We start from the raw sequence: 13,246 nt of genomic DNA on the forward strand, positions 1-13,246 counted from the left end.
ATCAAATAGAGATCAGCCGATCCGGCCGAGAAAGCAGCCGAGCGGCGGCAGGGATAGAGCTCCTTCCTGCAAGACGCCGGTAGTACTGCCAAGATCTATCGGCTCTATCACATCCAGATCCGGCGGCGATTGCCAGCCGGCCGGCTCATCGGCAAAATTGAAGACGCAGAGCAGCTTTTCGTCACCGCCTTCGCGAATGAAGGCAAGGACGTCGCCCTCAGCATCGAGAAACCGGATCGAGCCTCGAACCAGCGCCGGATGCTGCTTGCGCAAGGCCAGCATCGCCCGGTAGCTCGCCAGGACGGAGGTTTGCTCGCCGTCCTGGACATCGACCGCGCGGGCGCGATGGTTTGCCGGGACCGGAAGCCACGGCTTGCCGGTTGAAAAGCCGGCATTATCGGCGCCAGCCTCCCAGACCATCGGCGTGCGGCACCCATCCCGCCCCTTGATCTCCGGCCAGAAGCGGATGCCGAAAGGATCGCGCAAATCCTCGAACGCCAGCTCGGCCTCCTCCAGCCCGAGCTCCTCGCCCTGATAGAGGCAGATCGACCCGCGCAGGCAAGAAAGCAGCACGATTGAGAATTTCGCCACCCTGTCCGGATCGCCGCCCGGCCTTGTCCAGCGGCTGACATGGCGCACGACATCGTGGTTGGAGAATGCCCAGCAAACCCAGCCGTCGAACACCGTACTCTCGAAGGCCTCGACACAACCGCGCACATGCGCCGCGGAGAATTGCGGGCCAAGCAGGTCGAACGTGTAGGACATTTGGAGCTTGTCGCCGCCGCCCGTGTAGGCGGCAAGCGTCTGCAACGAACGGCTTTCGTCACCAATCTCGCCGACCGCGGCGCGGCCTTCGTACTCGTCAAGCAACGCCCGGAAGCGCCTGAGAAAAGCAAGGTTTTCCGGCTGCGTCTTGTCGAACAGATGCTCCTGGTAAAAATAGGGGCTGGTTGCCGTATTGGTGCCGGCGACGCTTTCCGCCAAAGGCGGGTTGCTGCGGAGCCAGCGGTCGTGGACGTAATAGTTGACCGTATCCAGCCGGAAACCGTCGACGCCACGCTCGAGCCAGAACCGCACCGTTTCCAGCAAGGCGTCCTGCACCTGCGGATTGTGGAAATTCAGGTCCGGCTGCGAGGCGAGGAAATTATGCAGGTAATATTGCCTGCGCGTTGCGTCCCATTCCCAGGCGGGGCCGCCGAAAAGCGACAGCCAGTTGTTGGGCGCGGTGCCGTCGGGCTTCGCATCGGCCCAGACGTACCAGTCGGCCTTGGCGTTATCGCGGCTCGTTCGGCTTTCGACGAACCATTCGTGCCGATCCGACGAATGTGACAAGACCTGGTCGATGATCACTTTCAGGCCGAGCCGGTGCGCCTCTGCAATCAGCGCGTCGAAATCCTCTGATGTGCCGAACATCGGATCGACGGCGCAGTAATCCGATACGTCGTAGCCCATGTCGGCCATTGGCGACTTGAAGAAAGGCGACAGCCAAACGGCGTCGACACCGAGCGATGCGACATGGGCAAGCCTCGAGGTGATGCCGAGGAGATCGCCGCTACCGTCGCCTGTCGTGTCCTGGAAGGAGCGCGGGTAGATCTGGTAGATGACGCAGCCGCGCCACCATTCGGCATTGTCACCCATCATGGCTCTCCCCTGCGCCCGCCTGCGCGGCCCTGCTTTCGATCATGAATATGACCGTTCGCCCCAAAACCGGCCGTGAGATATCGCCACTATCCGTTTCGATGGCTGGGCACCAATGAAAACCCGCCCGTTCCGGCAGCGTGAACATGCAGGCCCGACGGTCACCATTGATGATCACGGCAAGGCGACCGTCCTCATCGCCGAGAACCATGACCAGCCGATGCCGCCTAGGATCGTGCCAGGCTGCTTCGTCGAGCGGCACGCCGGTTTCGCTCAGCCAGACGACGTCAGCTATTTCCGAGCCGGCCGCAGGCTCGCCGGTGAGAAAGCTTGCGTCCAAAAGCGCCGGCGCGGCACGCCGCATCTTGGCGAGCAGAGCCGTGTACCGCTCCAGCGCCCGGTCGCGCCCGGCCCAGTCGAGCCAGGTGATGTCATTGTCCTGCGCGTAGGCGTTGTTGTTGCCGCGCTGCGTGCGGCCGAATTCGTCGCCGGCCGTCAGCATGATCGTGCCGCGCGAGGCAAAGAGCGTCGCCAGCAGTGCGCGTTGGTCATCGAAACGGGCCGTAACGATTGACTGGTCGTCGGTCTGGCCCTCGACGCCATTGTTCCAGGACAGGTTGTCGTCGTGGCCGTCGCGGTTCTGTTCGCCATTGGCCTCGTTGTGCTTGTGTTCATAGGCAACGATGTCGGCCAGTGTCATCCCGTCATGTGCGGCGATGAAATTGATGCTGCGGACCGTTGCCTGGCCTGGTTTGGCAAAGACATCGGACGACCCCGCAAGCCGCGTCGCCAGCGCACCGATCATGCCGCCGTCGCCGCGCCAGAAGCGGCGGATATCATCACGGTATTTGTCGTTCCATTCGAGGAAGGGCGGCGGAAAATTGCCGAGCTGATAGCCATCCGGTCCGATGTCCCAGGGCTCAGCGACCAGCACACGGTCGGCAAGAACTGGGTCGTTGCGAATGGCGTTCAGCAGCGGCGCATCGGCGTCGAAAACGCCGTCGACGCGGCCAAGGATCGGCGCCAGGTCAAAGCGGAACCCGTCGACACCGGCGTGCTGGACAAAGTGGCGAAGCGTGTCGAGGACCATTTCCCGGACGACCGGATGATCGCAGGCAACCATATTGCCGGTTCCGGTGTCATTGACCAGAGCGCCGTCGGCCTCGTGCCGGTAGTAGGCGCGGTTGTCGAGCCCGCGCAGCGACAATGTCGGGCCGAGCCGGTCGCTTTCGCCGGTGTGGTTGAACACCAGGTCGAGAATGGTACCGATGCCAGCCTCGCGCAGCGCGGCGACCGTTTCGCGCAGCTCAGCCAGACCGCCGGGCGCCAGTCGCGGATCCAGCGCCATGAAGGTCACGGGATTGTAGCCCCAGGCGTTGCCCAGCCCGAGCGGCGGCAAATGCCGTTCGTCGATCGATGCAGTCACCGGCATCAACTCCACGGCTGCAACGCCGAGTTTTTGCAGATGCTCGACAACAAGAGGATGAGCGAGGGCTGCAATGGTGCCGCGTTGCTTCTCGGGAATGTCGGGATGCAGCTTTGTGAAGGCGCGCACCTGCACCTCGTAGATGAGGCCGCCGGGCCTAAACAGAGGCGGCAAGGCGGGCAAGGGTTCCGGCAAGGCGCCGGCAATGGCCTTCGGCATCAGCGACGCCGTGTCGCCCCCCTCGCCCTGGCGTGCGGCGAGCCGGCCGTCATAGGCATAGGGTCTGTCGATCTCGACGGCATAGGGATCGGCCAGCAGCTTGTCGGGATCGAACCAGAGCCCCTGTTCCGGCGCGTAGTCGCCATCGGCGCGGAACCCGTATCGGGTGCCGGCGGCGAGACCGGCAACAAAAAGCGTATGCACGCCGTCGCCCTCGGGCTGCAGTTCAAGCCGGTCGATCTCGCGCCTTCCTCGCTCGTCGAAAATCGAGACCCAGATGCGCCGAGCCGACGAGGACCATACGGCGAAGCGAATGCCTTCTTTGGTGATGGTTGCGCCGAGTTGGCTCACGCGCGCTCACAGCAGCAGGTCGTAGACAGTTTGAGGCGTTGCCAGGTTAGCTCCCCCTTCTCCCCTTGTGGGAGAAGGTGTCGCCGAAGGCGACGGATGAGGGGTGCTCCAGCTTGGCGCGGACGGCATTCCTTCCAACACCCCTCATCCGTCTCGGCGCTTCGCGCCGATCCACCGCCCGGGGGCGAGCCACGGGTCTCGCCCCGTCCTTCGGACCCCACAAGGGGAGAAGGAAAGGCGCGCCGCTCCAAGCTCACGTAATCACGCTCGGCTTGGCGCGGCCGGTATGGCTGCGAATCCCGGCAATGTCGTCGGCCGCCGCAATCAGATCGGCAAGCGCCTCCTGGGTGTCGAGATCGTGGCGGCTCTTGTCTGGCTCGTAGCGCTCGAAATAAAGGCGCAGCGTCGCGCCCGAGGTGCCGGTGCCGGACAGGCGGAAGACGACGCGCGAGCCGCCTTCGAACAATACTCTTATGCCCTGGTTCTTGCTGACCGAGCCGTCGACCGGATCGTGATAGGCGAAATCGTCGGCGCTGGCGATTGTCATGCCGCGCACGCTGGTGCCCGGCAGCGAGCCAAGTTTGCCGCGCAGTTCGTCGACAAGCGCATTGGCGCGATCGGTCTCGACCTCCTCGTAATCGTGGCGCGAATAGTAGTTGCGCCCATAGGCCGCCCAATGCTCGGTGACGATCTGCCTGGCGCTTTCGCCGCGCGCGGCAAGGATGTTGAGCCACAAAAGCACGGCCCACAGGCCGTCCTTTTCGCGGACATGATTGGAGCCGGTCCCCGCACTCTCCTCGCCGCAGATCGTCGCCATGCCGGCATCGAGCAGATTGCCGAAAAACTTCCAGCCGGTTGGCGTTTCATAGATGCCGATGCCGAGCTTTTCGGCGACCCGGTCGGCAGCACCGCTGGTCGGCATCGAACGGGCGATGCCTTTCAGCCCGGCCTTGTAACCCGGAGCCAGATGGGCATTGGCGGCGAGCATCGCCACCGAATCCGACGGGGTGATGAAAATGCCCTTGCCGATGATCAGGTTGCGGTCGCCGTCGCCGTCGGAGGCCGCGCCAAAGTCGGGCGCATCCGGCCCCATCATCTCGTCGTAGAGGTGTTTTGCATGCACCAGATTGGGATCGGGATGGTGGCCGCCGAAATCCGGCAGCGGGATAAAATTACGAGCGGTGCCGTTCGGCGCCCCTAGCCGGTTTTCGAGGATCTCCTTGGCATAGGGGCCGGTCACCGCATGCATGGCGTCGAAGCGCATGCGGAAGCCTGATTTGAACAACGCCCGCAAGGCATTGAAATCGAACAGGCTTTCCATCAGTTCGGCATAGTCGGCGACCGGATCGATGATCTCGACGGTCATGTCTCCTGCCTCGACCGTGCCGATCGTGTCGATGTCGACCGGTCGGATATCGGCGATCTTGAAGCTCGAAATCACCTTGGTTTTTTCGAAGATCGCGTCGGTCAGCTTTTCCGGCGCCGGGCCGCCATTGCCGGCATTGTACTTGATGCCGAAATCCTCATGCGGGCCACCCGGATTGTGGCTGGCGGACAGGATGATGCCGCCGAAGGTCTTGTATTTGCGGATGACATGCGAAGCGGCCGGCGTGGATAAGATACCGCCCTGCCCGACCATCACCTTGCCGAAGCCGTTTGCCGCGGCCATGGCGATGGCCTTCTGGATGACCTCGCGGTTATAAAAGCGGCCGTCGCCGCCGATCACCAGGGTCTTGCCTTCGAACCCGTCCAGCGCGTCGAAGATCGACTGGATGAAGTTCTCGGCATAGTGCTCCTGCTGGAACACCGGGACCTTTTTACGCAGCCCGGAGGTGCCGGGCTTCTGGTCGGGATAGGGTTTGGTGGCGACAGTGCGGATCATCAGTCAGGCAGCCCTTTTCGAAAGCAACAAGCGATAGAGTTGGACATATTTTTCGGCGCTTTTGTCCCACGACACGTCGGCCTTCATGCCTTGCCGCTGCATCGACGCCCACACCGCGGGATTGGCATGCGCTTCGACAAGGCGGCGGATGGCGTGCAGCAGGGCGCCAGCAATGGGGGGCGCAAACTGGAAGCCGGTCGCCACGCCGGCAGAGATGGCGGCTTCGTTGGCATCGATAACCGTGTCGGCAAGGCCGCCGGTACGCGCGACGACCGGCACGCAGCCATAGCGCAGGCCGTAAAGCTGCGTCAGCCCGCAAGGTTCGAAGCGCGACGGGATAATGATGGCGTCGCAGCCGCCCTGCATGGTGTGGGAGAGCCCCTCGTCATAGCCGACGACGACGCCAATGCGACCACGATGGCGGGCTGCGGCGGCAAGCAACGCGCCTTCGAGCCCGGCGTCGCCAGACCCAAGGATTGCCAGCCGTGCACCTGCCGCGACGATACCGTCGACGGCGGCCGCCAATATGTCCATGCCCTTTTGCCAGGTCAGCCGGCTGACAACGCAGACGATCGGGCTGTCATCGCGATCGAGGCTGAAACGGTCCTCGACCGCGGCCTTGTTGGGCATTCGCGCCTTAAGCGTCTTTGCCGTGTAGTTGGAGACCAGATGCGTGTCGGTTTCCGGGTTCCAGATCTCGGTATCGATGCCGTTGACGATGCCATGGAGATCGACGGAGCGCATGTTGATCAGGCCGTCGAGGCCCATGCCGAATTCGGGCAAGCGGATTTCCTGCGCATAGGTCGGGCTGACCGTGGTGATCGCCCAGGCGGCCTGCAGGCCGGCCTTGAGGAAGCCGACGCCGCCATAATATTCGACGCCGTCGAGCGCCATCGCCGCCGCCGGCAGGCCAAGCTCGCCAAAGATGCCGGCGCCGAACTGGCCCTGGAAGGCGAGGTTATGGACGGTGATCATCGACGGCGTGCCGACCGCCTTGCCGTAGCGCATATAGGCGAGCGTCATTGCCGACTGCCAGTCATGGGCATGGACGATATCGGGCAGGTAGCCGGAGATGGCGCCGGCAGCAATATCACCGCCGACCTGGCTCAAGGCCGCGAACCGCCGCCAATTGTCCGGCCAGTCGGCGCCGGTCGCGTTGCCGTACGGGCCGCCGGGACGGTCGAAAAGATGCGGCGCGTCAAGCACGAACAGGTCGAGCCCGGCGATCTGGACGGCATGCACCGAAGCCTTGCCACCCTGCAGCAATGGATATTGCTGAACCGCCTTCTTTTTCCTGAAGGCGCCCATCACCTGAGGATAGCCGGGGACGAGCGTGCGCATGGTGACGCCGTTGCCGGCCAATGCCACGGGCAAGGCGCCAGTCACGTCGGCGAGCCCTCCGGTTTTGACCAGCGGAAAGATCTCGGGCGCCACCGACAGAACCTGCATGCACTACGATCCCAGCCTGTTGACCATGTCCTGCGTGACCAGGCAGATGCCTTTTTCCGAAACGCGGAAACGCTTGGCGTCGAGGACAGGATCCTCGCCGACCACCAGCCCCTCCGGGATCCTGACGCCGTGATCGATGACCACGCGCTTCAGCCTGGCGTTGCGGCCGACATGGACGTCGGGCAGCATGACGACCTCCTCCAGCGTCGAATAGGAATTGATGCGCGCCCCGGTGAAGATCAGGCTTCGCTTCAGCGAAGCGCCCGAAACGATGCAATCGCCCGACACGAGAGACGACACGGCCGACCCGCGGCGGCCATCTTCGTCATGCACGAACTTTGCCGGCGGCTTCAACTCGGCGTAGGTCCAGATCGGCCAGTCGCGGTCGTAGAGGTCGAGTTCCGGCGTGATGTCGGTCAGGTCGATATTGGCTTCCCAATAGGCATCGACCGTGCCGACGTCGCGCCAATAGGCCTCGTTCTCGGCGGTCGAGCGCACGCATGATTTGGCGAAGCGATGCGCGATCGCCTTTCCGTGTTCGACGATGTAGGGGATGATGTCCTTGCCGAAGTCGCGGCTGGAGCCGGGCTCCGCCGCATCGCGACGCAATTGCTCCATCAGGAACTTGGTCTTGAACACATAGATGCCCATCGAGGCCAGCGCAAAATCCGGCTTGTCGGGAATGCCCGGCGGATCGGCGGGCTTTTCGATGAAGGAGATGATGGTGTCCTTGGTGTCGACATGCATGACGCCGAAGCCGGTGGCTTCCATGCGCGGCACTTCGAGGCAGCCGACGGTGACATCGGCGCCGGCCTCTACATGCTGGCGCAGCATCAATTCGTAATCCATCTTGTAGACGTGGTCGCCGGCCAGGATGACCATGTATTCCGGCCCATAGGCCTCGATGATGTCGATGTTCTGGTACACGGCGTCGGCGGTGCCCTCATACCACTGTGTTTCCGACACACGCTGGCTGGCCGGCAAGATGTCGAAACTCTCGTTGCGCTCGGGCCGCAGGAAGTTCCAGCCGCGCTGCAGGTGGCGGATCAGCGAATGCGCCTTGTACTGGGTGGCGACGCCGAGGCGGCGGATACCGGAATTGAGCGCATTGGACAGCGCGAAATCGATGATGCGGGTCTTGCCGCCGAAATAGACCGCCGGCTTGGCGCGGCGGTCGGTCAGTTCCTTGAGCCGGCTGCCACGGCCGCCGGCCAGCACATAAGCCATGGCGTCGCGTGCCAGCGGCTGTGTTCGTTTTGTTTCAGCCATTCCTATCCTCCCAGGTTAGATGCTCCAGACATAGCTCAGTCCGGGACGAATTCGAGCATGATCGTCGACAGCGGCGGCAAAAGCATCGTCGCCGAAATGCCTCCTCCTTCCGCCCGAGCCTCGACGAGGCCGCTGTTGCCCTTGCCGGAACCGCCATAGTCCGTGGCGTCGGTGTTGATGATCTCGCGCCATTTTCCGGTCTGCGGCAACGGCACGCGGTAATTGTCGCGCGGCACCGGCGTGAAGTTGGAAATGACGGCGACCGGGTTGCCGCCCGGCGCGCTGCGCAGCCAAGCGAACACCGAATTCGCGCTGTCATCGACGATCAGCCAGGAAAAGCCCTCCGGCTCGCAGTCGCGGGCATGCAGCGCCGGGCGCGAGCGGTAGAGATAGTTGAGATCGCGCACCGTCTGCCAGACACCACGGTGGAGCCGGAAATCGAGCAGGTTCCAGTCGAGCGCGCGCGCCTCGCTCCACTCGCGGCGTTGCGCGAACTCCTGGCCCATGAACAACAGCTTCTTGCCGGGATAGCCCCACATGAAGGCGTAATAGGCGCGCAGCGTCGCGAATTTCTGCCAGTCGTCGCCGGCCATCTTGTTAAGCAGCGTTCCCTTGCCGTGCACCACCTCGTCATGGGACAGCGGCAGCACGAAGTTCTCGCTGAAGGCGTAGACCAGGCCGAAGGTGATGTCGTTGTGGTGATGCTTGCGGAAGATCGGCTCCTTGGAGAAATACTCCAGAGTGTCGTGCATGAAGCCCATGTTCCACTTGAAACCGAAGCCCAGTCCGCCCTCGTGCACCGGCTGCGAGACTTTCGGCCACGAGGTCGATTCCTCGGCGATGGTCATCACACCCGGATGGTGGCCGTAGACCTCCTTGTTCATCCGTTGCAGGAAGCTGACCGCTTCCAGGTTCTCGCGCCCGCCCCTCTCGTTGGGAATCCATTCACCAGCCTTGCGCGAATAATCGAGATAAAGCGTCGAGGCGACCGCATCGACGCGCAGACCGTCGACGTGATATTTCTCTGCCCAGAACAGCGCATTGTTGACAAGAAACGAGACCACCTCGCGACGACCAAAATTGTAGATCGCGGTGTTCCAGTCGGGATGGAAGCCCTTGCGCGGATCGGCATGTTCGTAGAGTGCGGTGCCGTCGAACTTTGCCAGACCGTGTTCGTCAACCGGGAAATGCGCCGGCACCCAGTCAAGGATGACGCCGATGCCGGCGCGGTGGGCACCGTCGACGAAGCGGGCAAAACCGTCCGGATCGCCAAAGCGGGCGCTCGGCGCATAGAGACCGGTCGTCTGGTAGCCCCAGGACGGGTCATAGGGGTGTTCGGAGATCGGCATGAATTCGATGTGGGTGAAACCCGTCTCGACCACATAGGAGATCAGCCGGTCGGCGAGTTCGTCCCATGACAGGAAGCTGCCGTCGTCGTGAAGCCGCCATGAGCCGGCATGGACCTCGTAGATCGATACGGCCTCGCGCCTGTGGTCGGCATTGCGCCAGTAGTTCCGGTGCGCCTCGTCGCCCCATTCATGCACCGGCGGCAGCGCCGTCACCGAGGCGGTAGCCGGGCGCAGTTCGGATTTGAAGGCGAACGGATCTGCCTTGAGCGGCAATCTCACGCCATCCGGCCCGATGATCTCGTATTTGTAAGGGCGGCCGGCGCCGATGTCGGGAATGAACAGCTCCCAGATACCGGTATCGCGGCGGTCGCGCATGGTGTGCCTGCGGCCGTCCCACTCGTTGAAGTCGCCGACCACCGAGACACGCCTTGCATTGGGCGCCCACACCGCAAAATGTACGCCCGATGCACCCTCATGGTCGATGAGATGAGCGCCGAGCTTGTCGAACAGCCTGAGATGCGATCCTTCGGCGATGTAATAATCGTCCAGCGGGCCGAGCACGGGGCCGAAGGAATATGGATCGGTCAGCCACCAGTCACCGCCGGCGTTCCTGGCGTGATAGCGCAGCGGCTGGCGTTTGCGCAGCGACAGTTTGCCCTCGAAGAAGCCGCGATCGTCGCGTCTCGACAGCTCGCCGGCCTTCTTGCCGGTCAGCGTATAGGCGGTGACGGACTCGGCATGAGGGACGAAGCAGCGGCCGACAAAGCCCTTCCCCGCCTCATGCACGCCAAGCACGGAGAACGGGTCGCCATGCGTGCCGGCGACAATCGCCGCGACATCGCCGGCTGGCGCCAGTCCGTCCGGCCCGCTTGTCGCAACGGTCGCGCGCGGCTTGCTCATCAGGCAGTGTCCCTCCTCGGGCACCAAGTGCGTGTTTCTAGTGAAGTTTTGAATTCGACAGTCGCAGGCCGCCTGACCTTCCAAGGGATGCGAAGGTCAAATCACTCCACTAGGGCCACATTGTTCCTGGTCTCATGCAATCACATCAGGCGGGCACGTGCCAGATGTCTTTCGCATATTGGCGGATCGTGCGGTCGGACGAGAACCAGCCGACGCGGGCGACATTGCGGATGGCTCTGGCGTACCAGTCCGGGCTGTTGCGCCAGACGGCATCGACGTCGCGCTGGGTGGCGGCGTAGGCATCGAAATCCGCAGCGACCATGAACCAGTCGCTCTGGTAAAGGCCGTTGATCAGGTCGCGATAACGGTCCGGATCGTCAGGCGAAAAGACCCCGGACGAAACCGCGGCAAGCGCCTGCGCCAATTCAGGCGATCCCTCGATTACGGCGCGCGGATCGTAACCATTGTTGCGCCGCTCGGCGACCTCATCGGTGGTCAGGCCGAAGATGAAGATGTTGTCGTCGCCGACGCATTCCTTGATCTCGACATTGGCGCCGTCGAGCGTGCCGATGGTCAGCGCGCCGTTCAGCGCGAACTTCATGTTGCCGGTGCCGGACGCTTCCATGCCGGCGGTCGATATCTGCTCCGAAAGATCGGCGGCCGGCATCATGATCTCGGCTAGGCTGACATTGTAGTTCGGCACGAACACCACTTTCAGCAAGCCGCGCACCGCCGGGTCGCGGTTGATGACCCGGGCGACGTCGTTGGCAAGTTTGATGATCAGCTTGGCGTTGTGATAGCTGGGCGCCGCCTTGCCGCCGAAGAACTTGACGCGGGGCATCCAGTCGCGCTCCGGATGCGAGCGGATCTGGTCGTAAAGCGCGACCGCTTCGAGAATGTTCAAGAGCTGGCGCTTGTATTCGTGGATGCGCTTGACCTGGATGTCGAACAGCGCCGAGGGGTCCACCTTGATGCCGAGCCGGTCGGCAACGAGATTGGCAAGCCTCGTCTTGTTCGCCCGTTTGACAGCGGCGAACTTGTCGCGGAAGGCAGCGTCCTCGGCGAAAGGATCGAGCAGCTTTATCTCGTCGATGTCGTCGAGGAAGCCGTCGCCGATCGCCTCTCGGGTGAGTGCCGTGAGGCCGGGATTGCACTGTATCAGCCAGCGCCGCGGTGTGATCCCGTTGGTCTTGTTGTTGATGCGATCCGGGTAGAGCCTGTGGAGGTCGGCAAACACCGTCTCCTTCATCAATTCCGTATGCAGTGCCGAGACACCGTTGATCGAGTGCGAGCCGACAAAGGCCAGATTGCCCATACGCACGCGGCGATCGCCATTTTCCTGGATCAGCGAGATGCGGCTGATCTGCTCGTCCGAGAACTGGTCGGAGACGCGCGCCTCGAGCAGCACCTCGGCGTTGATGGCGTAGACGATCTGCATGTGGCGCGGCAACAGCCGCTCGAATAGCGGCACGGGCCAGCTTTCCAGCGCTTCGGGCAGCAGCGTGTGGTTGGTGTAGCCGAAGGTGCGCTTGGTGATGCTCCACGCCTGGTCGAAATCCATGCCGTGGACATCCATCAACAGGCGCATCAGCTCGGGGACGGCGATGGCCGGATGGGTGTCGTTGAGATGGATCGCCGCCTTGTCGGGCAGCGATTGCAGGTCGCCATACTGGCTGAGATGACGCTGAAGGATGTCCTGCAGCGAGGCGGTGGAGAAGAAATACTCCTGCCTGAGCCGCAACTCCTGGCCTGCCTTGTGGGAATCGGCCGGGTAAAGGACGCGCGACAGCGCATCGGCCTTGTTGCTCTCGGCGAGCGCGCCGATGTGATCGCCGGCGTTGAACTTGTCGAGCAGGATCGGATCGACCGGCATGCCGGACCACAGACGCAGCGTGTTGACGCGGTTGGCCCGCCAGCCAACCACCGGGGTATCGTAAGCAACGGCCAGAACATGTTCGGTCGGCTTCCAGACATGGCGCTCGAGCCTGCCATCCTTCGAGGTGATCGATTCCACCGAGCCGCCGAAGCCGACCTCGAAGGAGCGTTCGCGGCGTTCGAACTCCCAAGGATTGCCGTGATCGAGCCATGTCTCGGGCAGTTCGACTTGCCAGCCGTCATGGATCTCCTGCCGAAACATGCCGTTGGCGTAGCGAATGCCATAGCCATGCGCGGGGATATCGACGGTAGCCATGCTTTCCATGAAGCAGGCGGCGAGCCGGCCAAGGCCGCCATTGCCAAGGGCAGCGTCCGGTTCGAGCGCAGCAATGATGTCGAGGTCGACGCCAAGTGACGACAGCGCCTCGCGCATATTGTCCATCAGGCCGAGATTGGAGAAGGCATCGCGCATCAAGCGGCCGATGAGGAATTCCAGTGACAGGTAATAGACGCGCTTTTCCTGCTGGGCGTAGGCCTCTTGGGTCGCCTGCATCCAATGATCGACGATGCGGTCGCGCACAACCTTGATCGAGGCGGTGAGCCAATCGTACTGGGTTGCAACGTTGGTGCCCTTGCCGACCCTGTATTTGAGGGCCTGCAAGACTTCGTCGGCGAGCGTCTTGGGATCCGGGTTTTCGAGGGTGGGCAGAGGAGCTTCGGTTGTCATCGCGCGCGTCATGCTGCCTCTCGTGACGTTGCCAGGATCATGCGGCTTTCACCATCTCCGCCAATGCTAATGCATCCCACCGGATGTTCAATGGATTCAGGCGACCGCAAGCCGGGTTGCCCTGCGGCAATTTGGCATTGAAACACCGCGCCCTCAGCGGC

At 63.0% G+C, this 13,246-nt stretch carries 7 protein-coding genes; all 7 read right to left on the reverse strand.

Annotated elements, in window-relative coordinates; genetic code table 11:
• Positions 1-12: 12 nt before the first annotated feature.
• The 7 genes from X760_RS50920 to X760_RS50950 all read right to left on the reverse strand — a co-directional run bounded on the left by X760_RS50920 (position 13) and on the right by X760_RS50950 (position 13,097).
• Positions 13-1,641, reverse strand: coding sequence for an alpha-glucosidase family protein (locus X760_RS50920; protein WP_023718444.1), 1,629 nt, complete (start codon positions 1,639-1,641; stop codon positions 13-15).
• Entirely contained in the window at positions 1,631-3,634 is a 2,004-nt protein-coding gene (gene glgX / locus X760_RS50925; protein WP_023718445.1) for a glycogen debranching protein GlgX, read from the reverse strand. The genes X760_RS50920 and glgX overlap by 11 nt, the downstream gene beginning before the upstream one ends.
• A 253-nt stretch (positions 3,635-3,887) precedes the next feature.
• Positions 3,888-5,516: an alpha-D-glucose phosphate-specific phosphoglucomutase gene (locus tag X760_RS50930; RefSeq protein WP_023718446.1), complete on the reverse strand. Its 1,629-nt coding sequence runs from the start codon at positions 5,514-5,516 to the stop codon at positions 3,888-3,890.
• A 3-nt stretch (positions 5,517-5,519) separates the two neighbouring features.
• A complete protein-coding gene (gene glgA / locus X760_RS50935) occupies positions 5,520-6,965 on the reverse strand; it encodes a glycogen synthase GlgA (protein WP_023718447.1) in 1,446 nt (481 codons plus the stop codon).
• A gap of 3 nt (positions 6,966-6,968) precedes the next feature.
• Entirely contained in the window at positions 6,969-8,234 is a 1,266-nt protein-coding gene (glgC, locus tag X760_RS50940; RefSeq protein WP_023718448.1) for a glucose-1-phosphate adenylyltransferase, read from the reverse strand.
• Between the two features lie 35 nt (positions 8,235-8,269).
• Complete coding sequence (gene glgB / locus X760_RS50945; protein ID WP_023718449.1) at positions 8,270-10,483, reverse strand: 1,4-alpha-glucan branching protein GlgB; 2,214 nt, start codon at positions 10,481-10,483, stop codon at positions 8,270-8,272.
• Positions 10,484-10,628: 145 nt separating this feature from the next.
• Complete coding sequence (locus X760_RS50950; RefSeq protein WP_023718450.1) at positions 10,629-13,097, reverse strand: glycogen/starch/alpha-glucan phosphorylase; 2,469 nt, start codon at positions 13,095-13,097, stop codon at positions 10,629-10,631.
• Between the last annotated feature and the right edge of the window lie 149 nt (positions 13,098-13,246).

The sequence above is a fragment of the Mesorhizobium sp. LSHC420B00 genome, from assembly GCF_000503055.1.
Taxonomy (GTDB): Bacteria; Pseudomonadota; Alphaproteobacteria; order Rhizobiales; family Rhizobiaceae; genus Mesorhizobium.